This window comes from Flintibacter porci (genome assembly GCF_041925195.1).
Taxonomy (GTDB): Bacteria; Bacillota; Clostridia; order Oscillospirales; family Oscillospiraceae; genus Lawsonibacter; species Lawsonibacter porci.
Genome location: NZ_JBHEVB010000005.1, coordinates 146,999 through 173,345, shown reverse-complemented (window position 1 = coordinate 173,345; position 26,347 = coordinate 146,999). Strand labels below are relative to the sequence as shown.

The following is a 26,347-nucleotide window of genomic DNA, read 5'->3' as shown; positions in this document are numbered from 1 at the left end:
TCCCTCCAAGGTTGATGAAATCACAGGACTGCCCTGTATTCTATGCGCACGCTTACAGTACGCGGAACACCGAGCAGGTCTCCACCCCCGCCAGACGATCCATGAGCTGAGGATAGGTCATGGGCTGGGTGAGGAATGCGGCCTCCTGAGCGGGGGCGCCGCTGCGGGCCAGAGGCAGGATCTCTCCGCAGGCCAGACGGGCCTGGTCCATGGAGAGGTTGGCCCGGACATACCACCGGGAGGTCAGCGAATCGCTGGAAACCACCAGGTCCTCGCTGCCGGGACCCCACTGGTTGCCGCGGTCCCGCTTGGGGTCCCGGGCAATGTCGATGACGTCGGCCACCACAGCGGAGGCGGTGGGCAGCTTGCCGGCGCCGCGACCGTAGAACATCACGTCGCCCACGGCGTTGCCGGTGACGGCGATGGCGTTGAACACGTCCTCCACGCCGGCCAGAGGATTCTCACAGGAGACCAGGTGGGGGGCCACAAAGGCGCACACCTTGCCCTCAGGCTCCCGCAGGCAGCGGCCCAGGAGCTTGATCTTATAGCCGCAGGAATCAGCGTAAGCCACGTCAGCCAGGGTCACCTCCCGGATGCCCTGGGTGGGTACCTGCTGGGGGTAGACGTGCTGGCCGCAGGCCAGAGCGGACAGGATGCAGATCTTGCGGCAGGCGTCGTGACCGTCCACGTCGGCGGTGGGGTCCTTCTCGGCGTAGCCGTTGTCCTGGGCCTCCTTGAGGGCCTGCTCAAAGGTGAGGCCCGCCTTGATCATGCGGGTGAGGATATAGTTGGTGGTGCCGTTGAGGATGCCGGTGATCTGCTCTACCTCGTTGGCAGCCAAGCAGTTGGTGAGGGGGCGCAGGATAGGGATACCGCCGCCCACGCTGGCCTCAAAGAGATAGCTGACTCCGTTGGCCTTGGCCAGCTGCAGCAGCTCATAGCCGTGGGTGGCCACCAGCTCCTTGTTGGAGGAGACCACGCTCTTGCCCGCCTTCAGGGCGCGGGTGGTGAACTCCAGAGCCACCTTGGCTCCGCCGATGGTCTCCACCACCACGTCCACCTCGGGGTCGTTCTCAATGATGGAAAAGTCCTTCACGAAGCAGTCCTTAAAGGGGCTGTCGGGGAAATCCCGCACGTCCAGGATGTATTTGACCTGGATCTCGCCGCCGGAGCGCCGGGCAATGCCCTGGCTGTTCTTACTGAGCACCTCGGCCACGCCGGAACCGACGGTGCCGAAGCCTAGAATCGCTACCTTTGTCATTCCAACTCACCTCATAAAAAACACAGAGTTTCTTTCTTAACCGGCCAGAACCTCACAGCGGATCACGCCGGTGCTGTCCGCGGCGGCCTGGAGCATATCCTCCAGGCTCAGGTGCATCTGAGAGGTCTCAGCCGTAATGGTCACCACAGCACAGCCGTTGACGGGGATATTCTGATTGATGGTCAGAATATTCATCCCTGTGCCGGCCAGTACGTTGAGCAGTCCCGAGAGTACCCCCGGCTCATCCCGCAGCATGGTCTGGAACGTGACGATCCGTCCATGGAGCATATCCTGAAATGGCCGTACCGCGTCTTTGTATTTGTAAAAGGCGCTGCGGCTGATGCCTACGGCATGCGCCGCGCCGTTCACTGTGGTCTCCTCCCCGGTCTCCAGCAGCCGCTTGGCCTGAGCCACCTTGCGGAAGATCTCCGGCATGGAAGACGCCTGAACGATAAAATAGCCCTCGGATTGATTCACCTTCTGTTCCTCCGTCCCGTTGTCCGTGTGTCATGGTCATTTGTACTTGCGATGTGGTCTATTTTAGCACACCAAAGTCCGGGATGCAATGGGCAGGCGCTCAATCAACCGGTCAATTTTTCACTGGTCCGCCCTGCTGTTATTCGTCATTTTACACAATTTTTCGTGTGGCCATGTACTGACGCAAAGAGAAGGGCCGCCTGCGGCGGCCCTCTCCTCGGTGGTGATCACTATCTTACGGAGTTGGTTACATTCTCCGGCTGGCTGGTTTCTCCTCCGCCGCCCTCCTGAGAGCCGTCCTCCGGATCGGTCGGTTCCTCCCCGCCGTCGGGGTTCTCCGGGTTCTCAGGGTTGGAAGGATCATCGGGATCGGTGGTTTCTCCTCCTTCCGGAGGCACCACTGCCTCGCCGGTGTGGACGGTACACACGCCTACGTTAGGCAAGTTGGAGTAGAAATACTGGCTGTCTTCCGCCCAGGCGCCGCCCACGCTCTCCCGATCCAGGTTGAGGTAGGCATAGGTGCGGATGCTGATCTCGGGACAGTAGGGACCGGCCAGATGGTAGCTGCCGGTGAACGCTCCGTTCTCATCCAGCACCGGATCATCCACGCAGACCCGGACCAGAGAGTTGGAGCCCTCCTCCAGAGAGTGGCAGGAACACGACGTGGAAGGCGCGTCCTCAGCCATCACATAGCCGGTGGCCACCCGGGATCCCCGGGGATCGGCCTGACAGGCAGAGGTGGCCAGGCCGCCGCAGTCCTTACAATAAGAGACCTGCACCAGGCCGCTGGGCTTGCTGAATCCGGTGTTTTCCAGCCCGTCATGGATGGGAGACATGACCTTTTTCCACAGCTGGGCCGCCGGGTTGCCCGAAGAGGGCACACGCTCGTTGTACTCATAGCCCACCCACACCGCAGCGGTGTAGTAGGGGGTGTAGCCTACGAACCAGCGGTCAAACTTACTGTCGGTGGTACCCGTCTTACCGGCAACGGACATGCCGCTGATCCGAGCCTCGGTACCGCCGCCGTTCTGCACCACATTCTGCAGCATGGTGTTCATATAATAGGCTGTGGACTCCTTGATGGCAGTCTCGTCCTCCCGGCTGTTGTCCAGGATCACATTTCCGTCGCTGTCCTCCACCTTGGTGTAGGTGCGGGCCTCCCGGTAGATGCCGTTCTCGGGGAACACGGCAAAGGCGTTGGCCATCTGCCGGGTGGTAACGCCGTCGGTCAGACCGCCCATGGCCAGAGGAGCCAGGTTAATGTCGCTTTGCATCTGTCCATTGACCATCCGGCCGCTCTCCAGGTTCAGATGGAAGTGCTGGGTGGCAAATTCATAGGACTTGGCCGGGGTGACCATCGCTATGGTCCGCACGGCCACGGTGTTGTAGGACCACTGCAGCGCCTCGGTTACGGTCACCTGGCCACGGTAGCGGCCGTCTACGTTCACCGGCCAGGCCTTGCCGTCCAGCACCTGATAGGGGTAGTCGGGCAGCACCGAGATGGGGCTAAGCAGACCCATCTCCATGGCAGGGGCATAAGCGGTCAAAGGTTTGATGGAAGAACCGGGCTGACGCAGAGCGCCCGTGGCCAGGTTGGTGCCGCGGTTGATGGTCTTTTCTCCGATACGGCCCACCAGACCGGCAATGTCGCCGGTGGAGTTATCAATGATGGTAATGGCCGACTGGAGCTGCTGGCCTGTTTTGGAAGAGGTGTAGTTCAGGTTGGAGCGGTCATAGTAGATGGCCTCCGCCGCCGCCTGGACCTGGGGGTCCACGCAGGTGTAGATGCGCAGGCCGCCGTTGGAGAGCATCTGGCTGACATACTGGCTGGAGTAGCCGTACTCCTCCTTCAGGTCGTTCATCACATCGGTGATGACCTGCTCCTCATACCAGGAGTAGATATCCGAGGTACTCTGGCCGGACTCGGAATTGCTGCCCACAAAGACCAGCTCCTGTGCCACCGCCTCGTCGTACTCCTGCTGAGAGATCTTACCCTGTTCCAGCATCTGGCCCAGAATGACCTCCTGGCGGTACTTGTTCCACTGCACCGCACTCCACATCTCGCCATTGCTGTTTTCCACTTGGGCGGTGGAATAAGGACCATACTTGGAGGGGTTGTTGGTGATGCCGATGAGGCTGGCGCACTCGGCCAGGGTCAGATCGGACACCGACTTGCCGAAGTACTTTTCGGCCGCCGCGCCCACGCCCTCACAGCCGCTGCCCAGAGGGATCACGTTGAGGTAGAGCTCCAGAATATCCTCTTTTTCATAATGGGAGTCTACATACAGGGCGCGGAAAATCTCGGTGACCTTTCGCTTGACGGTGGTCTCGTTATAATCGGTCAGGTTTTTAATGAGCTGCTGGGTGATGGTGGAGCCGCCCTGGATATCGCCGCCAGTAAACATGCTCACCACCGCCTGGGTGGTACGCCACCAGTCCACGCCATTGTGGGTCCAGAACCGGCGGTCCTCGATGGCCACGGCGGCGTCCTTGAGGTACTGGGGCATATCCTCATAGTCCACCCACTGGGAGTTGGTGACGCTGAGTACCTGGCGCAGCTCTTTATACTCTCCGGTACTCTTGTCCTGATAGTACATCACACTGTTCTCGTCCACATTGAAGCTGGAGAGATCCATGTTGGCCTGTGGGAGAATCACGTTGACGATATACACTGCCGCAAAGCAGGCCAGGAAAGCGCTGGTGGTCAGGAAAATCAGCAGCAGCGTGCCGATGATCCGCATCACGCCGCCCTTTTTCTTTTTGCTCTTTTTACGGCGGCGCGCAGGCTGGTCCCCGTTCTGGCTGGAACGAGCACCTTCTCGTCTGGAATGGGAAGAATAATTTTGTTCAGACACAGCAAATACCTCCGAACTGGCAGGCGCGCAGCGCACCGGCCCGCCCTGAGCACCGGAACAAGTGCCAGGCTGCCATGCGCTTTGGCGCAGTTGTTTCGCATGTCCGGCGCCCCGCTCCCGCGGCCAGCGCCCCTTTTGCCCTGCCGCCTCTGCCGGCGCATTTCTTCGGCGATGCACCCCTTAAACAGAAGCATGACGGCAAAAAATCAGTATATATTATACCATATTATCCCCATTTGTCTATCCCAGGATTTCTTTTGCGCAACGGCCGGTAAAAATTTACCTCGCTCCCTACTTGCATTTTTTCCGCACACAGGGTACAATATGGTCAGTACATAAGCAGGAGGGATTTCCCCTATGAGCGAAGAATTCGGCCCTGATTTCATCACCGTGACCGACGAGGACGGCAATGAATTTGAGCTGGAACTGGTGGATACACTGGAACATAACGGCATCACCTACCACGCCCTGTTCCCCGCAGTCGCTGAGGATGAAGAGACCGGCGAGCCGGTGGATGTGGACGCGGATGACGAGGAGTACGGCCTGGTCATTATGAAGGTCGTGGAGGAAAACGGCGAAGAGCTGCTCTCCACCCTGGACAATGACGAAGAGGTGGAAACCGTCTACAATCTCTTTATGGAGCGCTTCTTCGAGGAAGAAGAGGAAAATTAAATCGCAGACTCAGGTGAGTTTTCCTGCTCGGTGCGTGATGGGCTCTTTTAAACCCACATTTTTTAAACGGGACGCCCACCTCACGGCGTGGCTTGCAGGCCTCCCGGCCCCCATCGAGGTCGGCTGGAAGTTGGAAGCAGATAAGCGTCGTGGAGGCGACCCACCTGCCATTTCGTGCAGGTTTTAAACGGGTTCACACGGCCAGAGCGGGGTATATAAAGCTCATTTGGAACTGGGCCGCGGCTTATGCCGCGGTCTTTTTTTCGTTTTCTTTTCAAATAACCTTCACTTTTTCCATGAACATTCTGTAAAACCTTCCCTTCTTGTCTCTTTTGCCCCTTGAATCCCATGGAAGTTTTTTATATAATAATGCGGAATCTTCTTCCGCCCGGCTGAGCCGGGTGACTTTTCAACAACGAGAGGACGGAATCAACTGTGAGTGCATCCAGAGAAAAGAAGACCCGCCAGGGCTCGACTTATGCCCAGCGGCGCAACAACAAAGCGGAGGAAAAAAGCAGCCGCATGCACGTGGTCTATGGCGTGGTCGGCGTTGTCATCGCCGTTTTGGCCATCGCCCTGCTGGTGTGGGACAGCGGCTTTTTCCAGAAGCGTACCACCGCTGTGACCATTGACGGCGAGGACTTTACTCCCGCTGTCGTTCAGTATTATTACCACAACGCCATGACTGAGACCCTGTACTATGCTCAGATGGGCATGAACACCGGTTTTGACTCCAGCGTGGACCCCAAGGACCAGGTCAAGGACGAGGAGTCCGGCACCACTTGGTATGACTACTTCCTGGATCAGGGCCTGACCAGTCTGACTCAGGTCACCATGCTCAACCACGCCGCCGAGAAGGAGGGCTACACTCTGCCCGCCGCTGGCCAGGCCTATGTGGATACCAGCATAGAGCAGACCGCTCAGTCCGTACGTGCCAGCGGCTATTCCAGCCTGGAGCACTATCTGCGCACCAACTTTGGCTCCTACATGACTGAGAAACTCTACAAGGAGATCCTCACCGCTCAGACCATCGCCACCTACTATCAGCAGGATCACCAGGATAACCTGACCTACTCCGACGAGGAGTTGGAGGCCTACTATCAGGAGAACAAGAACAACCTGGACACCTTTAATTACTCTGTCTTCACTGTTCAGGCCTCCATTGAGACTACCACCACCGACGAAGAGGGCAACTCTGTGGACCTGACCGACGAGGAGAAGCAGGCCGCCTTTGATACCGCCAAGGCTCAGGCCCAGGCTACCGCTCAGGAGATCCAGAACAAGCTGGCCGCCGGCAGCGACGCCGCTGACCTGGCTGAGGAGTACTCCGATAAGGTCTATTCCTCCACCGTGCACCAGAGCCAGATGGGCTCCTCCTTCTCCAGCAGCAGCTATGCCGAGTGGCTCTATGACGCCGCCCGCCAGGCCGGTGAGACCACCATCGTGGAGAACGACCAGAGCGACAGCTACGTCTTCAACTACTATGTGGTTCAGATCGACAGCCGCACCCGCGATGAGTCCGCTACCGCCGACGTCCGTCACGTCCTGGTCTCTGCCGGCTCCAATCCCACCGACGAGCAGTTCGCCCAGGCTGAGGAGAAGGCCCAGAGCCTGCTGGACAGCTGGAAGTCCGGCAGCGCTGACGAGGAGTCCTTCGCTGTGATGGCGGTCCAGAACACCGCCGACCGCGGCTCTCAGAGCAGCGGCGGTCTGTACACCGGCGTTTCCCGTTATGACGGCTTTATCGAGGATTTCACCAACTGGTGCCTGGACAGCAGCCGCCAGCCTGGTGACACCGGACTGGTGAAGAACACCGGCAGCTCCACGCAGGGCTGGCACATCATGTACTTCGTGGGCTGGAACGATCCCGCCTGGAAGGTCACCGCCAAGAACGCCCTGGCTTCCGAGGCCACCAACGAGTGGGCCGAGGGCCTGTACGGTGATGTGGAGGCCCAGCAGGGCTCCGGCATCCAGTACGTAAAATAAACCTTTCTCTGCCCCCGAACCCCAGCGGTTCGGGGGCATTTTCCCGCCCGATTGCGGGCATATGCTGTGTTGTGTGGTAAAAACATTTGGGAGGCTCTTGGTATGGCATCCACCCATTCTCTGTGGCAGTTTATCCGGCGTGAGCCGGTGCTGTCCATCTCCTTTGTGTGTGCCCTGGTCTCCGCCTTCTTTGTCCCCCCCTCCGCCGCCTATGTGGACTATATCGACCTGCGGGTACTGTGTCTGCTGTTTTGTCTGATGGCCGTGGTGGCGGGGCTTCAGGAGTGCGGATTGTTTTTGGTGCTGGCCCAGCGGCTGCTGGCGGGAGAGCGGCCGGTGCGGCTCATTTCTCTCACTCTCATCCTGCTGCCCTTCTTCTGTTCCATGCTGGTGACCAACGATGTGGCCCTTATCACCTTCGTCCCCTTCGCCATTCTGGTGCTGGAGATGGTGGGCCGCCGGGATCTGCTTATCCCTATTATTTCCCTTCAGACGGTGGCCGCCAATCTGGGCAGCATGGCCACCCCGGTGGGCAACCCGCAAAACCTGTTTCTCTACGCCCATTTCTCCCTGTCCATGGGCGATTTTCTCTCTCTGCTGCTGCCCCTGACCCTCATCAGTCTGGTCGGCCTGGCGGCGGCAGGGCTGTATTTTGGCGGCAAGGGATGGATCTCCGTCTCCTTTCCGGAGCAGGTGCGCCTCACCAGCCCCAAACATCTGGCCCTGTACCTGGTGCTGTTTGGCCTGTGCCTACTGTCGGTGTGCCGCGTCCTGCCCTACGGCATCCTCACCGTCCTTGTGATCGTCTCCCTGCTGCTGGCCCGGCGGCAGCTGCTGGGCCAGGTGGACTACATGCTGCTGCTCACCTTTGTGTGTTTCTTTATTTTCAGCGGCAACCTGGGCCAGATGCCCGCCGTGCGCGCTGGTTTGGGCAGCCTGCTCTCCCGCAGCCCCCTGCTGTGCTCCGCCGCCGCCAGCCAGGTCATCAGCAACGTTCCCGCCGCCGTACTTCTCTCCGGCCTTACCGAGGACTGGAAGGGACTGCTGGCCGGGGTGGATGTGGGCGGCCTGGGAACCCCTGTGGCCTCTCTGGCCAGCCTCATTTCTATGAAGTTCTATCTGCGCTCGCGGGAGGCAAAGCCGCTGCCCTACTTCCTGTGGTTCACTGCCGCCAACGTGGTAGGTCTGCTGGTACTGCTGCCTGTGGCCGCCCGATTGGTCCATTAAAGGAGGTCCATGATGATCCAATGGGACCCCAGAGCTCTGGAGGTACTTGCCCGCCTGCGGGCGTCCGGCTATCAGGCTGTACTGGTGGGCGGCTGTGTGCGGGACTTTCTGCGGGGCAAGGAGCCCCACGACTATGACGCCGCCACCTCCGCCCAACCGGAGGAGATCATAGCTGCCTGCGCCAACCTGCACTGTATCCCCACCGGGCTGCGTCACGGGACGGTGACGGTGCTTTGTCAGGGACTTCCGGTGGAGGTGACCACCTTCCGCCAGGAGGGGACGTACTCCGACGGCCGTCACCCCGATCAGGTGTCCTTCACCACTAGCCTGACGGAGGACTTGGCCCGGCGTGACTTTACCGTCAACGCCATGGCCTGGGACGAGGACGGGCTGGCAGACCGCTTTGGCGGCCGGGCCGACCTGGAGGCCGGGCTCATCCGCTGTGTGGGGGAACCGGAGCGCCGCTTTCAGGAGGACGCTCTGCGCATCCTCCGGGGACTTCGGCTGGCCGCTCAGCTGGACTTTGCCATCCATCCGGACACCGCCCAGGCCATCCGTACCGAGACGCCCCGGCTGGCCATGGTGGCCCGGGAGCGCATCGGCGGGGAGTTTTTACTCCTGCTCTGCGGTCCCGGTGCTGGCCGGGTCCTGCTGGACTTTCCACAGACCGTGTGCGAAATTGTTCCCCAGCTGGCCCCCACGGTGGGATTTGACCAGAAAAATCCCCACCACGCCTGGGATGTGTACACCCATCTGGTAAAAACGGTGGAAAAGGTGCCGCCCCAGCCCGCCCTGCGGCTGGCGGCGCTCCTTCACGATGTGGGCAAGCCCGCCACCTTTTTTATGGATGAGGGTGGCACCGGACATTTCTACGGCCACGCGGAAGAGAGTGCCCGGCTGTGTGAGGACATTGCCGTGCAGCTGCGCCTGGACAGCGCCACCCGAAACCGGGTGGTCACACTGGTGCAGCGTCACCACCTGCCTCTCCAGCCTACCCAGGCCTGTGTGGGCCGGTGGCTGCGGCGGTTGGGGCCGGAGCTCTTTTTCCAGCTCATTGAACTTATGAAGGCGGACGGGGCCTCCTGCCTCCCCAAGCAGTCTGCCCGAGAAGAACTGGACGATGTAGCCGACCTGGCCTGTGCCATTCTGGCCCAGGCCCCTTGCCTGACGTTAAAAGGCCTGGCGGTCAACGGCCGGGACGCTATGGCGGCGGGGCTGTCCGGCCCGGCCATCGGCCGCGCTCTCAACTACCTGCTGGATCAGGTGGTGGAGGGGACGCTTCCCAATGAGCGGAATATTTTGCTGAAACATCTGACAGACTAAAAATGCGGCGGCGTGACGAAAAAACTCGTCACGCCGCCGCATTTTACTTTTTTATTTCACCGGGCAGGTGAGCACCGCCGTCTGGGCGGGTGTGTCTGCGGTGAGTTCCAAAGTATTGCCGGGGTAGCTCACCACATCAGAGCACAGGGCCAGATAGTCCTCCAGTGGACCAATGACATCGTAGCCGAAGTTCTCCCCCCGGTAGTGCATGGGGACGGCCACCCGGGGCTTCAGCTGCTCCACCACCTTGTGGGCCTGCTGGGCATCGATGGTATAGAAGCCGCCCACAGGGAAGAGAAGGGCGTCTAGTCCGGTGAGCCGCTCCGCCTGCTCCTGGGTCAGCTCACAGCCCAGGTCGCCCAGATGGGCCACCCGCAGGCCCTCGGCGGTAAAGATACGGATGGTATTCTTGCCCCGCAGAGCGCCCTGCTCCGGGTCGTGGTAGGTCTCGATCTCCTCCACCTGGACGGTGTGGCCCCGTCCGGAGAGGGTCACCAACTCCGCGCCGGCGTGGTCGTCGTGCTGATGACTGCAGTAGACGCCGTCCGCCTCCAGCTTCAGGTTGGGCAGCCCGGGCACCGAGCCGGGCCGATAGGGGTCCAGCACCAGCGTGCCCTGCCGGGTCTCCAGGGTAAAGCAGGAGTGTCCATTCCATGTCAGATGCATAAGTCCATCCTTCCTTTCTTTTTTGTGAATATTATACCATAGCAAATGAAAAATTTGGAGCGTTCTTTTTTTCAGCCCGGTCATTGTCCGGTTATTTCCCTGCGTTTTTCCCTTTTTACTCCACTCTTCTGTCCTTTCGCCGTCTTTTACCCTTCCCTTCTTTTCCCCAAAGTTCGGCACAATGCCCGATTCTCCCCCATTCCGCCCCCCTTGAATTTCCCAATTTCACAAAACCATTGTCCTTCCCTGCGTTTTCTCCCGGTTTTTTAATTTTTTTGTAATTTTTCGACCATTTTATAGTTGAATTTCTCGCCCATTTGGAATACAATGATACCCGACACGCGAGGAGGGTCTAAGTTGCTGAATATCGTCTTGGTTGAACCTGAAATTCCCCAAAATTGCGGCAACATTGCCCGTACCTGCGCCGCCACCCGCAGCCGCCTGCACCTCATCGAGCCTCTTGGCTTTGATATCAGCGAAAAAGCGGTGCGCCGGGCCGGGCTGGACTACTGGCCCATGGTGGATCTGCGTGTATACCGAAACCTGGAGCACTTCTTCGCCGAGAACCCCGACCCCGACCTGTGGCTGGCCACCACCAAGGCCCCGCGGGACTATACCGGAGCCACGTTCCGCGACAACTGCTACCTGTTTTTCGGCAAGGAGACGGCAGGCCTGCCGGAGGAGTTCCGTCTGGCACACTACGACCGCTGTATCCGGATTCCCATGCGGGCGGACGCCCGCAGCCTCAACCTGTCCAACTCCGTGGCCATCCTGGCCTACGAGGCACTGCGCCAGCAGGGGTTCCCCCAGCTGTCCGGCGTGGGTGAGATGGCAGGAGGACGGGATGGTTCCCTCCCGTCCGGGGCACGCTGAACATCGGACGAGTCTCACCGCGCCGGTCCCCCGAGCCGCGGGTGATTTCGGAAAGTTTTTCCCTGTTCCATTTATTTGCGAAGAGAGGAGCGTTTTCCCATGAATTACAACAAGAAAACTGTCAAGGACATCGAGGTCGCCGGCAAGAAGGTTCTGCTGCGCTGCGACTTTAACGTGCCCATGGCCAAGGACGGCAGCGGCGTCATCACCGATGACAAGCGTATCCGCGCCGCTCTGCCCACCATCCAGTACCTGCTGGATCAGAACGCCGCCGTCATCGCCTGCTCCCACATGGGCAAGCCCAAGGGTGAGGTTGTCCCCTCCCTGAGCCTGAAGCCCGTGGCCAAGCGGCTCAGCGAGCTGCTGGGCAAAGAGGTCATCATGGCCGACGACGTGGTGGGTCCCGACGCCCAGGCCAAGGCCGCTGCTCTGAAGCCCGGCCAGATCATGCTGCTGGAGAACACCCGCTTTGAGAAGGGTGAGACCAAGAACGATCCCGAGCTGGCCAAGGCTATGGCTTCCATGGCTGAGGTGTATGTGTCCGACGCCTTCGGCGCTGTGCACCGCGCTCACGCCTCCACCGCCGGCGTTGCCGATTACCTGCCCGCTGTCAGCGGCTTTCTGATCCAGAAGGAGCTGGAGATCATCGGCGGCGCTCTGGCCAACCCCAAGCGTCCTCTGGTTGCCATCCTGGGCGGCAGCAAGGTTTCCTCCAAGATCGGCGTCATCAACAACCTGCTGGAGATCGCCGACACCATCATCATCGGCGGCGGCATGACCTACACCTTCCTGAAGGCTCAGGGCGGTTCCATCGGCAAGTCCCTGCTGGAAGAGGATTGGCTGGACTACTGCAACGACATGATGAAGAAGGCCCAGGAGAAGGGCGTAAAGCTGCTGCTGCCTGAGGACACCATCTGCGCCAAGGAGTTCTCCGCCGACGCTGAGCCCATCCTGGTGGACAGCATGAACATCCCCGATGACTGCCTGGGCATGGACATCGGCCCCAAGGCCATCGAGGCCTATTCCAACGCCGTGAAGGACGCCGGCACCGTGATCTGGAACGGCCCCATGGGCGTATTTGAGTTCCCCGCCTTCGCTAAGGGCACCCAGGCTGTGGCCGAGGCCCTGAGCAAGAGCAACGCCATCACCATCATCGGCGGCGGCGACAGCGCGGCTGCCGTGCAGCAGCTGGGCTATGCCGACAAGATGACCCACATCTCCACCGGCGGCGGCGCCAGCCTGGAGTTCATGGAGGGCAAGGAGCTGCCCGGCGTGGCTTGCCTCCTGGATGCCTAATTAAGAAGCGCGGAAGGCAGGCGCATAGGGGCGACAGACTCCGAAGCGGATGGGCAGAGCCCAGGGGCAGCCAAGGGCTGAACCGGGTCTGCCCGGAGTCGGAGGAGTTGTCAACCCGGCCATGCGCCCAGCCCGCAGCGTGACAATAAGAAGCGCGGAGGATAGACACGCAAGGGAGCTTGGAGCGGAGCGACGGATGCAAACCAAGACGGGCAGTGCCCGGCTGTTTGTGTCCGGAGTCGCAGCGAAAACGACCTGGCCGCGTGTCCAATCCACAGCGTGACAACGTTGTTTGATTATTCCGAACTCCCCCGCCCCGGCCTGTGTGCCAGGGCGGCGGGCAGTCCGGTTCTATATCATCTCCCACAGCACCCGTATAAAGGAAAGGAAGAAAAAGAACATGAATCGTCGTTACCGTAAGACTATCATCGCCGGCAACTGGAAGATGAACAACACCCTGTCCCAGACCAAGGCTTTTGCTGAGGAGCTTAAGCCCATCATGCCCCGCGGCAAGTGGTGCAACGTGGTGCTGTGTGTGCCCGCCACCAACATCCAGTCCGCCGTCCGCCTGTTCAAGGACTGCCACATCGCCATCGGCGCTGAGACCTGCCACTATGAGGATCACGGCGCTTACACCGGTGAGATCACCGCTGAGATGATCAAGGAGGCCGGCGCCAAGTACGTCATCATCGGCCACTCCGAGCGCCGCCAGTACTATAACGAGACCGATTTCACCGTCAACAAGAAGGTCCACGCCGCCATCAACGCCGGCCTGTTCCCCATCATCTGTGTGGGCGAGAGCCTGGAGCAGCGTGAGCTGGGCGTGACCATGGAGCTGATTGCTTACCAGGTCAAGTGCGCTCTGGCCGGCGTGCCCGCCGACAAGATGCGTCACGTGGTCATCGCCTACGAGCCCCTGTGGGCTATCGGCACCGGCAAGACCGCCACTGCCGAGCAGGCCGGCGAGGTCTGCCAGGCCATCCGTGCCGTCATCCGCAAGCTGTACGGCGCTCATGTGGCCCGCTCTGTCACCATCCAGTACGGTGGTTCCATGAACGCCAAGAACGCCGCTGAGCTGCTGGCTCAGCCCGACGTGGACGGCGGCCTGATCGGCGGCGCCAGCCTGAAGCCCGCTGACTTCGTGCAGATCATCAACTCTGCTAACCAGGAGTAAGAAGCGCGAAGGCGTGCGGAGCAGCGCGGATGGACTGGAGCGAGGGCGAGCGTTGGGCCGCTCAGCGGCCCAAGACCAGCCAGAGTCGTAGGGAAGCCGCGCGTTGCACAGCCGCCGCAGCGTGACCAAGAAGCGCGGAGGGCAGGCGCATAGGGGCGACAGACTCCGAAGCGGATGGGCAGAGCCCAGGGGCAGCCAAGGGCTGAACCGGGTCTGCCCGGAGTCGGAGGAGTTGTCACCCAGGCCATGCGCCCAGCCCGCAGCGTGACAGTCCGCTGCCGCGCACCGCGGGCGGGAACCAGTTTCCCCCGCGTGCCCCCCTCCGCTCTCCGAGGGGAATAAGGTGTCCTCCGGACCTATTGCTAAGGAGAATTTGTTTTTATGAAAACACCTACCACTTTGATCATTATGGACGGCTTTGGTCTCACCAGCCCCGACGCTGGCAACGCGGTGGCCAACGCCTCCACCCCCAATCTGGACCACATCTTCCGGGACTGCCCCGGCTGTAAGCTGTCTGCCTCCGGCCTGGACGTTGGTCTGCCTGAGGGCCAGATGGGCAACAGCGAGGTCGGCCACACCAACATGGGCGCTGGCCGGGTGGTCTTCCAGGACCTGCCCCGCATCACCCGGGATATTCAGACCGGGGACTTTTTTAAGAACAGCGCCTTCCTGGAGGCCATGGACAACTGCCGTGAGTGGGGTTCTTCCCTGCACCTGATGGGCCTTCTGTCTGACGGCGGTGTTCACAGCCACATCACTCACCTGTTCGCTCTGCTGAAGATGGCCAAGGAGCAGGGTCTGAAGAAGGTCTATGTCCACTGCTTCCTGGACGGCCGTGACGTGCCCCCCACCTCCGGCAAGAGCTACGTGGAGCAGCTCCAGGCCAAGATCCAGGAGCTGGGCATTGGTGAGATCGCCACTGTTATGGGCCGCTACTACGCCATGGACCGTGACAAGCGCTGGGACCGCCTACAGCGGGCCTACGACGCGATGGCCTGCGGCATCGGCCCTGTTGTTGAGGACGCTGCTCAGGCTGTTCAGGCCTCCTATGACGCCGGCGTGACTGACGAGTTCATGGAGCCTGTGGTTTGCTGCAAGGACGCCAAGGTCCACGACAACGACTCCATTATTTTCTTCAACTTCCGTCCTGACCGCGCCCGTGAGATCACCCGCTGCTTCGTGGACGAGGACTTCACCGACGTAGAGCGCAAGACCGGCTTCCTCTCTGTGGACTTTATCTGCACCACCGAGTATGACGCCACCATGCCCAACGTCACTGTGGCTTATCCCCGTCAGAAGCTGGAAAACATTTTTGGCGAGTATATCTCCAAGCAGGGTATGACCCAGCTGCGCATTGCCGAGACTGAGAAGTACGCCCATGTGACCTTCTTCTTCAACGGCGGCGTGGAGCAGGTGTTCCCCGGCGAGGATCGGGTGCTCATCCCCTCCCCCAAGGTTGCTACCTACGACCTGCAGCCTGAGATGTCCGCTTATGCGGTCACTGAGGAGGCTGTGCGCCGCATCGAGAGCGGCAACTATGACGTGATCATCCTCAACTTTGCTAACTGTGACATGGTGGGCCACACCGGCGTGTACGAGGCCGCTCTGAAGGCCGTGTCCACTGTGGACGAGTGCGTGGGCAAGGTTGTGGAGGCCACCTCCAAGATGGGCGGCGTGTCTCTCATCACCGCCGACCACGGCAATGCCGAGCACATGGTGGACGAGAAGGGCGATCCCTTCACCGCTCACACCACCAATCTGGTTCCCTTCTATATCGTGGGCGCCAGTGTGAAGCTGCGTGACGGCCGTCTGGCTGACATCGCTCCCACCATGCTGGACCTCATGGGCCTGGAAAAGCCCAAGGAGATGGATGGGGAGACTTTGATTCTCAACTAATTGCTTAATCTGGTTTTTCTGTCACATTACCCGGGCTTTTCCGGCCCATGCCCCCGCCAACGGCGGGGCGGCGCTTGCGCCGTACAAGAGTTTTGCCCAAAGGGCAAAACTTTGGCGCAGGGCGAATTCACTTCGCCCGAGCATTCAAAAAAACGGGAACCCAAACGGACTGGTCCGTTTGGGCCCTGGAAAAGCCCAAGGAGATGGACGGAGAGACCCTGATTCTCAACTAAGCGTTGTCACGCTACGGATTGGGCGTGCGGCCGGGTCGATAACTCCGCCGACTTCACCGCCAAACAGAAGTCGCTAGCGACTTCTTGGTTTGCCGGCGTCCGCTATGTCGTTATCTCCCCTGCACGCCTATCCTCCGCGCTTCGTTACCCCTTAGCGGGGACACGCCCCGCGTTTTAATAATCCATTTTCCCCTTGGCGGACAAGCTCCGCCGCATTTTGGAAAGGAGATTGATTCCCATGAAGCAGATGATCGAGATCGTTGACGTCCTGGGCCGTGAGATCCTGGACAGCCGCGGCAACCCCACCGTTGAGGTCGAGGTGTACCTGGAGGACGGCACCATGGGCCGTGCCGCTGTTCCCTCCGGCGCTTCCACCGGTATCTATGAGGCCTGCGAGCTGCGTGACGGCGACAAGAGCCGTTACATGGGCAAGGGCGTTGAGAACGCTGTGAAGAATGTGAACACCGAGATCGCTGAGTGCCTGATCGGCATGAACGTTCTGGACCAGGTCGCCATCGACAAGGCCATGATCGAGCTGGACGGCACCCCCAACAAGAGCCGTCTGGGCGCCAACGCCATTCTGGGCGCTTCCCTGGCCTGCGCCAAGGCTGCTGCCGAGTCCCTGGGCGTGGCTCTGTACAACTATATCGGCGGCGTTAACGCCAAGCAGCTGCCTGTTCCCATGATGAACATCCTCAACGGCGGCGCTCACGCCACCAACAACGTGGAGATCCAGGAGTTCATGATCATGCCTGTCTCCGCTCCTTCCTTCCGCGAGGCTCTGCGCCGCTGCGCTGAGGTCTTCCACACCCTGAAGACCGTGCTGAAGGAGAACGGCACTCCCGCCGCCGGTGTTGGCGACGAGGGCGGCTACGCTCCCAACCTGAAGAAGGACGAGGACGCTCTGAAGGTCATCGTTGAGGCCATCGAGAAGGCCGGCTACAAGCCCGGCGAGGACTTCAAGATCGCCATCGACGCTGCTTCCTCCGAGTGGTGGGACGACGAGCAGAAGTGCTACGTCCAGCCCAAGTCCGGCAAGAAGCTGACTCAGCAGCAGCTGGTCAACATGTGGAAGAAGTTCGCCGACAACTACCCCATCATCTCCCTGGAGGACGGCATGGCCGAGACCGACTGGGAAGGCTGGGCTATGCTGACCAAGGCCATCGGCGACCGCGTGCAGCTGGTTGGCGACGACCTGTTCGTGACCAACGTGGAGCGTCTGGCTACCGGCATTGAGAAGAAGGTTGGCAACGCCATCCTGATCAAGGTCAACCAGATCGGCACCCTGACCGAGACCCTGGACGCCATCCAGATGGCCAACCGCGCTGGCTACACCGCCATCGTCTCTCACCGTTCCGGCGAGACCGAGGACGCCACCATTGCTGACATCGCTGTGGCTCTGAACGCTGGCCAGATCAAGACCGGCGCTCCCAGCCGTACTGACCGTGTGGCCAAGTACAACCAGCTGCTCCGCATCGAGGAGGAGCTGGGCGAGATCGCTCAGTATCCCGGCATGAAGGCTTTCTTCAACCTGAAGTAATTCCTTCCAACGACAAAGCAGGACCGCGAAAGTGGTCCTGCTTTTTATTTCGCCCAGCTCCTCCGGGGTCCCCGCCACAGGCGGGGCGCGCCTTATGGCGCGTACAAGTGTTTTGCCCAACGGGAAAAACCTTGGCGCAGGGCGAATTCACTTCGCCCGAGCATATAAAAAACAGCGGGTTCCCATGGTGTGCCAAAGCACATCATGGGAGGCTGGGCGGGATCCTCAGTATCCCGGCATGAAGGCTTTCTTCAACCTGAAGTAATTCCTTCCAACTACAAGCAGGACCGCTTTTGCGGTCCTGCTTTTTATTTTGCCCAGCTCCTCCGGGGTCCCCGCCACAGGCGGGGCGCGCCTTATGGCGCGTACAAGTGTTTTGCCCAACGGGCAAAACCTTGGCGCAGGGCGAATTCACTTCGCCCGAGCATATAAAAAACAGCGGGTTCCCATGGTGTGCCAAAGCACATCATGGGAGGCTGGGCGGGATCGCTCAGTATCCCGGCATGAAGGCTTTCTTCAACCTGAAGTAATTCCTTCCAACTACAAGCAGGACCGCTTCGGCGGTCCTGCTTTTTTCTTGCCCAGCTCCTTGCGGACCTGTTTCCGGGTATCTCGGTGGCGAAGCCGCTGTACCAGCGCACAACCCAGCGAAGCGGTTGTGCACTGGAGAGGAGGAGCAAGGAAGCGGAGTAAAGAATGGTCGAAAGACCGTTCTGAATAAAGCGGACTTTGCGACGACGAGAAAGAAAGCTTGGCAAAGAACTTCCTGCAAAGCTTCGCCTCTGCGCGCTCAGATAAGACTTCTACAAAAAAATTTGATAAAATGGAACCGAATCTCTTTCCCGTGCATCTATAAGACGTCCGGACAACAAGAGACGAGGTGAACCCCATGGAGAACAACCAGGACAACCGGCAGCGTTTCGCCGCCCTGATACGGGAACACAGCCATTCCATGTTCCGCGCCGCCCGTGCCATTCTGGACTGCGACGCCGACGCGGAGGATGCGGTAGGCGAGGCAGTTTTGCTGGCTTGGCAGGCCCTTCCCAAGCTGAAAAACCAGGATGCCGCCCGCCGCTGGCTGCTGAAGATCACCGTCAACTGTGCCTATGGCCAGCGGCGAAGCCAGCAGCGGGTGGTCTATATGGACGATCTGAGCCATGCCGCAGGGAGCGCGCCGCTCCCGGAGCCATCCGGTCTGTGGGATGCGGTTTTGCGCCTGCCGGAGGACCAGCGGCTGGCTGTGATGTTCTACTACTACGAGGACATGCCAGTGGCGGAGATCGCCAAGACTTTGGGCGTTGCCCAGGGAACGGTAAAATCCCGGCTGAGCCGAGGGCGGGAACGTCTGAGAGCGCTGCTGCGCGAGGAGGAAGCATATGGATTTTGATTGGAAGGACTTTGACGCCCAAATGAAAGGGCGTGCAGTGATAGAGGACTGCCCCATTCCTCAGGACTTTGAGGAGCGGCTGGAGAAGCGCCTGGAGGAGCTGCCTGCCCAGGCCAGGAGCAAAAAACGGCTGGGGCGGCGGATCATCGCCATCATGGCCGCTGTGCTGATCCTGACCGGCTCCGCACTTGCCATCTCTCCCACGCTGCGGGAGCAGCTCAGCCGTGCTCTGGGTCTTTTCGAAGCCTATACCACGCCATTCGAAGGCGCTTCTGCCGTAGACCAGGGAGTAGAAATCCGCCTGCTGTCCGCTATGGCAGACGAGTACACCGTCCGCATCTACCTGGAAGTGCAGGATCATACCGGGACGCAGCCCATGGAAAACATCTGTGACATCTTAATCGATTTCCTCACTCCAAAGGAAGGCACCGAGATTCAAGGCATGACCTCCGGGACCAAACTCCTTGGATATGAGGAAGATACCCACACCGCATTGGTCGAATTGCATGCGGCAGGTGAGAATTACAGTCAGATGAGAGACTGGAATCTCTGTATTGACGGGATTGCTTTTTATTATGGAGGCAGGCGGGAATCCATTTACGGGACTTGGGAGATTCCCTTCACACTCACTCCTCTGGAAACCAGAACAGTCTCCCTGGACGCAGGCGATCATTCCGATTTCCACACCCTGAAAATCAGCCCCATCGGTATCGTTCTGGAGGGTGGTCCAGATAGTTTTATCCAAACGGATAATATGAATGTCGTATTTGCAGATGGGCATACGGAAACCGCTGAAAAAAGCGTCGGCACAGGCGGCACTGGACACACCACAAGCACTTGGTACTTCTCAGAGCCTGTATCTCCCGAAGAAATCGTCCGTTTGGAGCTGCCCTGTTGGACTATCACACTAAACGGCACAGACCAGGGAAGCGTAACGCGAAAATAATTAAATTTGTTCTATTTCTACCAGGGCCGGTTCGCAAGCGAACCGGCCCTTCTCTTCCCCTTGCGGCTTTCCACAAGACAGGCTATAATGGGGAAAGAATCCTTTCTCCTACGCGAGAAAGCCCTGTGAGAACCTGCGCTTTTGGAAAAACGAGCAACAAGAAAGGGTGTATCTGTTTGGATCAGGCACTGTATGAGAATCATTTGACCATTCTGCGCTCGGAGCTGTCCATGGCCCTTGGGTGCACCGAACCCATTGCGATCGCCTATGCCGCCGCCAAGGCCCGCCAGCTGCTGGGAGAGATGCCCGAGCACTGCACCGTCCATTGCAGCGGCAATATTGTCAAAAACGTTATGGGCGTCACTGTCCCCAACTCGGGTGGACTGCGTGGCATTGACGTGGCCGCCACTCTGGGTATTGTGGGCGGCAACCCGGAACTGGAATTGGCCGTGCTGGAGGGTATCACCGACGAGCACCGCGCCAAGGTGCGTGAGCTGCTGAAGGGCGACTTCTGCTCCTGCAAGCTCATCGAAAATGTGGCCACCCTGTACATCGTGGTGGAGCTTACCGCCGGAGAGCACTCCGCCCTGGTAGAGATCCAGAATACCCACAAAAATATCACCCGGATGCAGAAGGACGGGGTGGACTGCCCCGGCGTCACCGTCACCAAGGAGGAGAAGATCCAGCAGAGCGGCGACCGCAGCCTGCTGACGGTGAAAAACATTATGGAGTTTGCCGACGAGGTGAAGCTCTCTGAGGTGGAGCCCATCCTCACCCCCCAGATCGAGTGCAACATGGCTATCTGCCGGGAGGGTCTGGAGCACTCCTACGGCGCCGAGGTGGGCCGTGTCCTGCTGGAGGGCTACACCGATCCTCCCGTCCACATCCGCGCCCGCGCCTACGCCGCCGCCGGCTCTGACGCCCGGATGAACGGCTGCCCCATGCCGGTGGTCATCAACTCGGGCAGCGGCAACCAGGGCATCACGGTCAGTGTGCCGGTGATCATCTACGCCCAGGAGCACAGCGTCCCCCGGGAGAAGCTGCTGCGGGCGCTGGTGGCCGCCAACCTCATCTCCATCCACCAGAAGAGCTATATCGGCAGCCTGTCCGCCTACTGCGGCGTGGTCAGCGCCGCCTGCGGAGCCGCCTGCGGCATCTGTTACCTGCTGGACTACCCCTATGAGGTGCTATGCGACACCATCACCAACACCATTGCCACCGTGGGCGGCATGGTGTGCGACGGAGCTAAGTCCTCCTGCGCCGCCAAAATCGCCACCGCCGTGGAGACCGCCCTGCTGGGCATGAAGATGGGGCTGCACAACCGCACCTTCCAGCCCGGTGAGGGTCTGGTCAACGAGGACGTGGAGGAGACCATCAGCAACATCGGCCGTATGGGCCGGGTGGGCATGAAGTCCACCGACAATGAGATTTTGAATATCATGCTGGGCAACTGATAAATAAACGCCGGGCAGGTACTGCGTACCTGCCCGGCGTTTGTTCTGTGTAAAGAAAGTTTTTTTAACCGATCCCAAAACGGCCCTTCTGGGCCGCGGCGCTTATGCGCCGTACAAGTGTTTTCGCTTGAGGCGAAAACCTTGGCGCAGGGCGAATTCACTTCGCCCGAGCATTTTAATCGCCGAAGGGTGGAGGCGGCCTCTGGCCGCCGGAACCCAAAAAGAAAGACATCTGCAATATGCAGATGTCTTTCTTTTTGGTACGCCCGAAGGGACTCGAACCCCCAACATTCAGAACCGGAATCTGACGCTCTATCCATTGAACTACGGGCGCATCTCTTAAGTTGCTCCGTTATTATAGCAGATTCTCTTCTCCTTGTAAAGGGCTAATTTCCTTTCCCAGGCCGCTTACCCACTGGATTTCCTGGGGGGGAACCTCCAGACCGCAGGCCGCTCCCCGCCAATTTTCCCCCAGATAGACACGAAATTGGATCTCTCCCAAGGTGTAGATCTGCCCGGGATCATAGGGCTCCCCCAGCGGGGGCACAGGCACCGCCTGACGGCTGGGCGGGTAGGGCAGACCGTAGCCTGTCTGCTTGCCTGCGCTCTCCTTCAGCGCCCAGAGCTGGGCAAAGTCCTCTCCCCGGTCTCCCAGGCTGGCCAGCCAGGCCCGCTCTTCCGGACGGCAGGTACGCTCCACCAAAGAAGGCCGCCAGGCGGCCCGCATCTCCTGGACATCCACTCCCACCTCCCCGTCGGCCAAGGCACACAGTGCCAGCTTTCCGCTGTGGCTCAGGTTAAAGTGGCGCTGGGGACAGGCGGGAAACCAGGGCTTCCCCCGCTCCCCTGCCGCGATCTGCGGCAAGGGAGACAGCCCCCAGTATCGCTCTGCTCCCCAGGCCAGCAGCTCCCTTGCCTGCTCCCGCCGGGCCAGATCGTTGATCCCTAAAAGTATCATGTGGAGGTACTCCTTCTCTCTACTTCACTTGCTGCCCGCTCTCCTGGGAAAAATCGGTAAACAGAGCTCCCTGAGGCGCTCGGAAGGTAAAGCACACCATAGCCGTCACCAGCAGCGCCGCCAACAGAGCAGGCAAATGCCACCGCAGGCCCTGGAACGGTCCGGCCATGCGGGTGGGCAGCCAGAAGCCCAGAGCCATCAGCACGCCGTACAGCACCAGGTCGGCCGCAAGACTGTTCCAGCCCAGCACCACATGGAGAAGGTATCCCACCGCCAACATGGCCAGGCAGATCCCCACTCCCGTCAGCAGCCAGGGGCGCAGGCCGGTGGGCCTCCCCCAGGTGAGCCACACCGCCGCCGCCAGATAGGGCCAGAATAAAATTTTGGTGTGCTCCCAAATACTCTCGTTCACCGGTGAAAACAGGGCTGTGACCCCGTTGGGACACAGCCCGTAGACAAAGTGCAATCCTACTCCTGCCAGTACCGCCAGCACAAAGGCCAGGAGCAGCTGCTTTTTTTCATATACCATAAGGTCTCACCTCTCTCGGAGAAACCTTATGCCGCCGTTCCAATTTTTATGCGCTTATCCTACCAGTTCAAACAGACAGCCCCACAGCCGGTCCAGCCCCTCAAAGGGGGTATCCGGTCCCAGGCGGCATACCGCCAAGCCGTCTTCCACCTGGATTTGAATGTTCCAGCGCTCCCCCAGCTGCTGCCGAAGCCAGGCACTGTCCTTCCCCGGCACCCGGAAACGGACCGTTCCGGTGGCCTGGTCCGCCTGGACCACCTCCGGTCCTCCCGGACCAAAGTCCTCCAGACGTGCCTTCAGATGTCGGGTCAGCCGTGCCACACGGGGCGCCTGGGCCGATGTGGGCACGATATTGCGTGTCAAATCCATGGCGTAACTCCTTACAATCTGGTCTCCAGGGGTACGCTGACCCCGTAGCCCTCTGCAGATAGACGGCGCAGCAGGGTGGGCAGCACCCGAGCCGTCTCACTGCTGCCATCCAGGGTGAGATACACCCGGGCATGGTTTCCGCTGATGCGGCTGAGCACCTTATTTGCATAGGTACTGGCGCTCACACCCTGATCCGGGACCGCCGAAGCCGTCTCGTTCCAACAGATCCAACCCTCTTGCTCCAGCTCCTCCCGCTGGTTCTCCGGCACCAGGACCACCGAGGCGCGGGTATAGGCCACCTCACTGAGGGTCTCGTTGGCCTGCTCCAACAGGCGGCGGGTACCGGCCGCCGTGCGGCCCTGTGCAATCAGCCCGATGCTGTGCCCGCTGCCCAGAATCCGGAAGATCAGATCGTCCTCCCGCTCCAGGCCCTCTGCGTCAAAGAAAAAAATCGCCCTTTGACTGTAGCTGTCCAGCGTATCCAGAATCTCACTCAGCCCCTGGGCATCCTCACAGGAAAAGCCAAGATAGGCGGGGATCACACTGGTGTCATCCGGATCGTCTGGCACAGTGATCTCGGGCTGGGGATCCTCCGTATTGTTGGTGGGGGGCAGTACGCCGGGGGTGGGCTGGCTCTGGTTGGCCTGGTTGTAGTCCCGGATCCGGCTGCGGATGGAGTTCTGGGCCGCGTCCACAAACCAGGCATCGCTGAGCACCACCGCCGAGCTTTTGATGCGCACGATATACCCCTCGTCAATAACAATGACCGAGTAGGACAGGCCAAAAAAGCTGCACACGGTAGCAACCGGCACATAGGGTCTTCCGTTGCGCAGAATGGCCCGGCCGGAGATAGTCTCTTCCGTGATGGGATTATAGCATGTCCCCCGGTTCAGATCGAAGATCATCATCTGCTGCAGATTATACAGGGTAACGGTCCCTCCGTCCCGGCTGTAACTGCTGCTGATACCTAAATTGATGCCGGTATAGCTGCTGTCAAAGACGGTGTAGGGCACGTACAATACGCCCCCCGACCAGGTGGGCATAGTATCCGATGTGAGCTCCAGCACGCTCTCATTGACTGCCGTCAGATAGATATTTCCCGCTGCCTGAGCGGTGTTCAGCAGCGCCACCAGCAGGGTCAGTACCAGGGCCAGCGCCGTCCGCTTTTTCCATTTCTCCACCGTCTTTGCCTCCTTTCCGGCACTTGCTAGCGAAATTATATCATAGTATAATCAGTTGGGCAAGACAGCCCCCCTTTAACCCATTTTTAAGAAAGGGTAAAGTACCCTTCAACCCGCGTGTGGTATCCTTATGGCACAAGCTGGGGAAAGGAGCTAACACCATGGAAATTACCCTGGAGCAGGTGGAACGCCTGCGTGAAAAAGCCGACGTGTCCTACGGCCAGGCCAAGCAGGCCCTGGAGTACAGCGGCGGCAATCTGTTGGACGCCCTGATCTATCTGGAGGAGCAGGGCGCCATTCCCCGTCCCCAAGGGGCCTACTACTCCACACGAAATGAAACGCCTCCGCCGCCTCCCTCCCAGGAGGAGTTGGCCCCTCTGGGGGAGAAAACGGACGGGACGGAACAACGAAAGAAAAAGAAGTTTAAGGGCATGGGGGTGAAGGTAGTCAGCGGCAAGACCCTGTTTGGAACCCTGCGCCGCTGGCTCATCGACAATGAGCTGGAGATCTGGCGGCGGGGCCAGCCGGTGACCTCTCTGCCCATTTTGGTGCTGATCGTACTGGTGCTCTTTGCTCCCTGGGTCTCGCTGCCCCTGCTGCTTCTGGGCCTGTTTTTCGGCTTCCGGTATCAGATCTCCGGCCCGGACCTGGAGGATGAGACCATCAACGGCGTGATGGGCAGTGTGGCCGATACCGCCGCCGACCTGGGCCGCCAGGTGATGGAAGAGCTGAAAAACCAGCACGATAAGTATAACAACCGCAAAAAATAACTGTTTAGAATCAAAATTTTCAACGTAAGGGAGCGAACTCAATGGCAGAAAAGATCCTTCTGGTGGAGGACGAGGAGAAGCTGGCCCGGATGGTGGAGATGGAACTGCGCTACGAGGGCTACGAGGTGACCAAGGCCTTTGACGGGCGCAGCGGGCTGGAGCAGGCGCTGTGCGGCAAGTACGATCTGGTGCTGCTGGACATCATGCTGCCCCAGCTTTCCGGGATGGAGGTGCTGCGCCGTCTGCGCCGGGAGAGCGACCTGCCCGTTATCATGCTCACAGCCCGGGACAGCGTCATCGACAAAGTGTCCGGCCTGGATTCCGGAGCAGACGACTATATCACCAAGCCCTTTGCCATCGAGGAGCTGCTGGCCCGCATCCGGGCCGCTCTGCGCAAACGGGCTGTCCACACCGGCAGCATCCTCACCGCCGGAGAGCTGGCTATGGATGTGGAGCGCCACCAGGTCAGCGTCCGGGGACAGAGTGTGGAGCTGACCAAGAAAGAATTTGATCTTCTGCACCAGCTGCTGGAAAACAAGGGCCGGGTACTCACCCGGGAGGCCCTGCTGGACAGCGTATGGGGCTTTGACTTTGTGGGAGAGACCAACTCGGTGGATGTGTACATCCGCTTTCTCCGCAGCAAGATCGACGAGGCCTTCGGCATCAAGCTCATCCACACCGTGCGCGGCGTGGGCTATGTGATCCGGGAGTCCTGACGCCACACAGAAAGGAAGTTATTGCAATGGTAATTGTCTACCAGTCTCACACCGGCTTTACCAAGGAGTACGCCCAGATGCTGGGCAAAGCAGAAAAGATGAAGACCTACACCTTGGCCGAGGCGGAGCGCCAGCTCCTGTCCGACGCCCAGGTGTTTTATATGGGACCTCTCACCGCCGGACACATCGGCGGTCTGGACCGGTCTATGAAGCGCTGGAAGATCCAGGGCGTATGCGGCGTGGGCATGTCCCAGCCCGGCGAGGGCACCATGGCCTCTCTGCGCCGGTCCAACTATGTGGGGGACGCGCCCCTGTTCTACCTTCAGGGCGGCTGGGCTCCCAAAAAGGTGGGATGGCTCAAGCGGCGGATGGTGAACATGGTCACCCGCTCCACCCGTCAGTCCCTGGAGGCCAAAGGCTCCGCCCGCACTCCCCAGGAGCAGGCCATGCTGGACATGCTCCTGCACGGCGGCAGCTTTGTGGCCTTTGAGAACCTGGACTCCATCCGCGCCTGGCTCAAAACCCAAGCGTAATCATCCTTTTTGAGAAAGGAGGGCC

The 26,347-nt window shown here is 60.0% G+C and carries 24 protein-coding genes, 1 tRNA gene and 1 other RNA gene; 16 read left to right on the top strand and 10 right to left on the bottom strand.

Annotated elements, in window-relative coordinates; genetic code table 11:
- Positions 1-52 precede the first annotated feature (52 nt).
- From ACEVJL_RS07130 to ACEVJL_RS07120, 3 genes are all read right to left on the bottom strand, one after another.
- Entirely contained in the window at positions 53-1,261 is a 1,209-nt protein-coding gene (locus ACEVJL_RS07130; protein ID WP_008981543.1) for a homoserine dehydrogenase, read from the bottom strand.
- Between the two features lie 36 nt (positions 1,262-1,297).
- Positions 1,298-1,738 carry an ACT domain-containing protein gene (locus tag ACEVJL_RS07125; RefSeq protein ID WP_008981542.1) on the bottom strand — a complete coding sequence of 147 codons (441 nt, stop codon included), beginning with the start codon at positions 1,736-1,738 and terminating at the stop codon, positions 1,298-1,300.
- A gap of 230 nt (positions 1,739-1,968) precedes the next feature.
- Positions 1,969-4,593: a transglycosylase domain-containing protein gene (locus tag ACEVJL_RS07120; protein WP_374737322.1), complete on the bottom strand. Its 2,625-nt coding sequence runs from the start codon at positions 4,591-4,593 to the stop codon at positions 1,969-1,971.
- Between the two features lie 357 nt (positions 4,594-4,950).
- Here ACEVJL_RS07120 and ACEVJL_RS07115 point away from each other — a divergent pair, with 357 nt between their 5' ends.
- The 5 genes from ACEVJL_RS07115 to ACEVJL_RS07095 all read left to right on the top strand — a co-directional run bounded on the left by ACEVJL_RS07115 (position 4,951) and on the right by ACEVJL_RS07095 (position 9,801).
- A complete protein-coding gene (locus ACEVJL_RS07115) occupies positions 4,951-5,265 on the top strand; it encodes a DUF1292 domain-containing protein (RefSeq protein ID WP_020989875.1) in 315 nt (104 codons plus the stop codon).
- 17 nt (positions 5,266-5,282) lie between these two features.
- Positions 5,283-5,482, top strand: a non-coding RNA gene (gene ssrS, locus ACEVJL_RS07110) — 6S RNA.
- A gap of 218 nt (positions 5,483-5,700) precedes the next feature.
- Positions 5,701-7,251 (top strand): peptidylprolyl isomerase, encoded by a 1,551-nt coding sequence (locus ACEVJL_RS07105; protein WP_235398025.1) that lies wholly within the window; start codon positions 5,701-5,703, stop codon positions 7,249-7,251.
- A 102-nt stretch (positions 7,252-7,353) separates the two neighbouring features.
- Positions 7,354-8,478, top strand: coding sequence for an SLC13 family permease (locus ACEVJL_RS07100; RefSeq protein ID WP_374737321.1), 1,125 nt, complete (start codon positions 7,354-7,356; stop codon positions 8,476-8,478).
- 12 nt (positions 8,479-8,490) lie between these two features.
- Positions 8,491-9,801 (top strand): CCA tRNA nucleotidyltransferase, encoded by a 1,311-nt coding sequence (locus tag ACEVJL_RS07095; RefSeq protein WP_374737320.1) that lies wholly within the window; start codon positions 8,491-8,493, stop codon positions 9,799-9,801.
- Between the two features lie 51 nt (positions 9,802-9,852).
- Here the strand turns inward: ACEVJL_RS07095 and ACEVJL_RS07090 are convergent, their stop codons facing one another.
- Positions 9,853-10,467, bottom strand: a complete 615-nt coding sequence (locus ACEVJL_RS07090; protein ID WP_374737319.1) for an MBL fold metallo-hydrolase — start codon at positions 10,465-10,467, stop codon at positions 9,853-9,855.
- 357 nt (positions 10,468-10,824) lie between these two features.
- Between ACEVJL_RS07090 and ACEVJL_RS07085 the strand changes: the two genes are divergently transcribed.
- The 5 genes from ACEVJL_RS07085 to eno all read left to right on the top strand — a co-directional run bounded on the left by ACEVJL_RS07085 (position 10,825) and on the right by eno (position 17,479).
- Positions 10,825-11,340, top strand: coding sequence for a tRNA (cytidine(34)-2'-O)-methyltransferase (locus ACEVJL_RS07085; protein ID WP_235398017.1), 516 nt, complete (start codon positions 10,825-10,827; stop codon positions 11,338-11,340).
- 99 nt (positions 11,341-11,439) lie between these two features.
- Positions 11,440-12,636 (top strand): phosphoglycerate kinase, encoded by a 1,197-nt coding sequence (locus tag ACEVJL_RS07080; RefSeq protein ID WP_374737318.1) that lies wholly within the window; start codon positions 11,440-11,442, stop codon positions 12,634-12,636.
- Between the two features lie 400 nt (positions 12,637-13,036).
- Positions 13,037-13,810, top strand: coding sequence for a triose-phosphate isomerase (gene tpiA / locus ACEVJL_RS07075; RefSeq protein ID WP_020989873.1), 774 nt, complete (start codon positions 13,037-13,039; stop codon positions 13,808-13,810).
- A 381-nt stretch (positions 13,811-14,191) separates the two neighbouring features.
- The gene (gene gpmI, locus ACEVJL_RS07070; RefSeq protein WP_008981531.1) at positions 14,192-15,706 is read left to right on the top strand and encodes a 2,3-bisphosphoglycerate-independent phosphoglycerate mutase; all 1,515 of its coding nucleotides are present in this window, start codon (positions 14,192-14,194) and stop codon (positions 15,704-15,706) included.
- Positions 15,707-16,177: 471 nt separating this feature from the next.
- Complete coding sequence (gene eno / locus ACEVJL_RS07065) at positions 16,178-17,479, top strand: phosphopyruvate hydratase (protein WP_008981530.1); 1,302 nt, start codon at positions 16,178-16,180, stop codon at positions 17,477-17,479.
- Between the two features lie 356 nt (positions 17,480-17,835).
- On the opposite strand, the gene ACEVJL_RS07060 is transcribed toward eno, so the two are convergent.
- Positions 17,836-18,237 (bottom strand): hypothetical protein, encoded by a 402-nt coding sequence (locus tag ACEVJL_RS07060; RefSeq protein ID WP_374737317.1) that lies wholly within the window; start codon positions 18,235-18,237, stop codon positions 17,836-17,838.
- Between the two features lie 131 nt (positions 18,238-18,368).
- Between ACEVJL_RS07060 and ACEVJL_RS07055 the strand changes: the two genes are divergently transcribed.
- From ACEVJL_RS07055 to ACEVJL_RS07045, 3 genes are all read left to right on the top strand, one after another.
- Complete coding sequence (locus tag ACEVJL_RS07055; RefSeq protein ID WP_374737316.1) at positions 18,369-18,866, top strand: RNA polymerase sigma factor; 498 nt, start codon at positions 18,369-18,371, stop codon at positions 18,864-18,866.
- Positions 18,856-19,812 (top strand): DUF4179 domain-containing protein, encoded by a 957-nt coding sequence (locus ACEVJL_RS07050; protein WP_374737315.1) that lies wholly within the window; start codon positions 18,856-18,858, stop codon positions 19,810-19,812. Before ACEVJL_RS07055 ends, ACEVJL_RS07050 begins: the two co-directional genes overlap by 11 nt.
- A 176-nt stretch (positions 19,813-19,988) precedes the next feature.
- Positions 19,989-21,266 carry an L-cysteine desulfidase family protein gene (locus ACEVJL_RS07045; RefSeq protein ID WP_374737314.1) on the top strand — a complete coding sequence of 426 codons (1,278 nt, stop codon included), beginning with the start codon at positions 19,989-19,991 and terminating at the stop codon, positions 21,264-21,266.
- A gap of 258 nt (positions 21,267-21,524) precedes the next feature.
- Here the strand turns inward: ACEVJL_RS07045 and ACEVJL_RS07040 are convergent.
- The 5 genes from ACEVJL_RS07040 to ACEVJL_RS07020 all read right to left on the bottom strand — a co-directional run bounded on the left by ACEVJL_RS07040 (position 21,525) and on the right by ACEVJL_RS07020 (position 24,303).
- Positions 21,525-21,600: transfer RNA gene (locus ACEVJL_RS07040), tRNA-Arg, on the bottom strand.
- 21 nt (positions 21,601-21,621) lie between these two features.
- Positions 21,622-22,224 (bottom strand): 4'-phosphopantetheinyl transferase family protein, encoded by a 603-nt coding sequence (locus tag ACEVJL_RS07035; RefSeq protein ID WP_374737313.1) that lies wholly within the window; start codon positions 22,222-22,224, stop codon positions 21,622-21,624.
- Positions 22,225-22,243: 19 nt separating this feature from the next.
- A complete protein-coding gene (locus tag ACEVJL_RS07030) occupies positions 22,244-22,753 on the bottom strand; it encodes a DUF6512 family protein (RefSeq protein ID WP_374737312.1) in 510 nt (169 codons plus the stop codon).
- 54 nt (positions 22,754-22,807) lie between these two features.
- Positions 22,808-23,122 (bottom strand): hypothetical protein, encoded by a 315-nt coding sequence (locus ACEVJL_RS07025; RefSeq protein WP_235398003.1) that lies wholly within the window; start codon positions 23,120-23,122, stop codon positions 22,808-22,810.
- Between the two features lie 11 nt (positions 23,123-23,133).
- Positions 23,134-24,303 carry a polysaccharide deacetylase family protein gene (locus tag ACEVJL_RS07020; protein WP_374737311.1) on the bottom strand — a complete coding sequence of 390 codons (1,170 nt, stop codon included), beginning with the start codon at positions 24,301-24,303 and terminating at the stop codon, positions 23,134-23,136.
- 161 nt (positions 24,304-24,464) lie between these two features.
- Here ACEVJL_RS07020 and ACEVJL_RS07015 point away from each other — a divergent pair, with 161 nt between their 5' ends.
- From ACEVJL_RS07015 to ACEVJL_RS07005, 3 genes are read left to right on the top strand one after another with little or no spacing between them, the layout of a single operon-like run.
- A complete protein-coding gene (locus tag ACEVJL_RS07015; protein ID WP_235397999.1) occupies positions 24,465-25,073 on the top strand; it encodes a UBA domain-containing protein in 609 nt (202 codons plus the stop codon).
- A 41-nt stretch (positions 25,074-25,114) separates the two neighbouring features.
- Positions 25,115-25,789: a response regulator transcription factor gene (locus ACEVJL_RS07010; protein WP_374737310.1), complete on the top strand. Its 675-nt coding sequence runs from the start codon at positions 25,115-25,117 to the stop codon at positions 25,787-25,789.
- A gap of 26 nt (positions 25,790-25,815) precedes the next feature.
- Entirely contained in the window at positions 25,816-26,322 is a 507-nt protein-coding gene (locus ACEVJL_RS07005; protein ID WP_008981520.1) for a hypothetical protein, read from the top strand.
- The last annotated feature ends 25 nt before the right edge of the window (positions 26,323-26,347 follow it).

Bases quoted from the DNA above. Each gene is read 5' to 3' on its own strand.
- ACEVJL_RS07115 (WP_020989875.1), top strand. From the start codon at position 4,951: ATGAGCGAAGAATTCGGCCCTGATTTCATCACCGTGACCGACGAGGAC.
- ACEVJL_RS07080 (WP_374737318.1), top strand. From the start codon at position 11,440: ATGAATTACAACAAGAAAACTGTCAAGGACATCGAGGTCGCCGGCAAG.
- ACEVJL_RS07130 (WP_008981543.1), bottom strand. From the start codon at position 1,261: ATGACAAAGGTAGCGATTCTAGGCTTCGGCACCGTCGGTTCCGGCGTG.
- ACEVJL_RS07090 (WP_374737319.1), bottom strand. From the start codon at position 10,467: ATGCATCTGACATGGAATGGACACTCCTGCTTTACCCTGGAGACCCGG.
- ACEVJL_RS07025 (WP_235398003.1), bottom strand. From the start codon at position 23,122: ATGGATTTGACACGCAATATCGTGCCCACATCGGCCCAGGCGCCCCGT.
- ACEVJL_RS07015 (WP_235397999.1), top strand. From the start codon at position 24,465: ATGGAAATTACCCTGGAGCAGGTGGAACGCCTGCGTGAAAAAGCCGAC.
- tpiA (WP_020989873.1), top strand. From the start codon at position 13,037: ATGAATCGTCGTTACCGTAAGACTATCATCGCCGGCAACTGGAAGATG.
- ACEVJL_RS07005 (WP_008981520.1), top strand. From the start codon at position 25,816: ATGGTAATTGTCTACCAGTCTCACACCGGCTTTACCAAGGAGTACGCC.
- ACEVJL_RS07035 (WP_374737313.1), bottom strand. From the start codon at position 22,224: ATGATACTTTTAGGGATCAACGATCTGGCCCGGCGGGAGCAGGCAAGG.
- ACEVJL_RS07100 (WP_374737321.1), top strand. From the start codon at position 7,354: ATGGCATCCACCCATTCTCTGTGGCAGTTTATCCGGCGTGAGCCGGTG.
- ACEVJL_RS07095 (WP_374737320.1), top strand. From the start codon at position 8,491: ATGATCCAATGGGACCCCAGAGCTCTGGAGGTACTTGCCCGCCTGCGG.
- ACEVJL_RS07010 (WP_374737310.1), top strand. From the start codon at position 25,115: ATGGCAGAAAAGATCCTTCTGGTGGAGGACGAGGAGAAGCTGGCCCGG.
- ACEVJL_RS07050 (WP_374737315.1), top strand. From the start codon at position 18,856: ATGGATTTTGATTGGAAGGACTTTGACGCCCAAATGAAAGGGCGTGCA.
- gpmI (WP_008981531.1), top strand. From the start codon at position 14,192: ATGAAAACACCTACCACTTTGATCATTATGGACGGCTTTGGTCTCACC.
- ACEVJL_RS07055 (WP_374737316.1), top strand. From the start codon at position 18,369: ATGGAGAACAACCAGGACAACCGGCAGCGTTTCGCCGCCCTGATACGG.
- eno (WP_008981530.1), top strand. From the start codon at position 16,178: ATGAAGCAGATGATCGAGATCGTTGACGTCCTGGGCCGTGAGATCCTG.
- ACEVJL_RS07030 (WP_374737312.1), bottom strand. From the start codon at position 22,753: ATGGTATATGAAAAAAAGCAGCTGCTCCTGGCCTTTGTGCTGGCGGTA.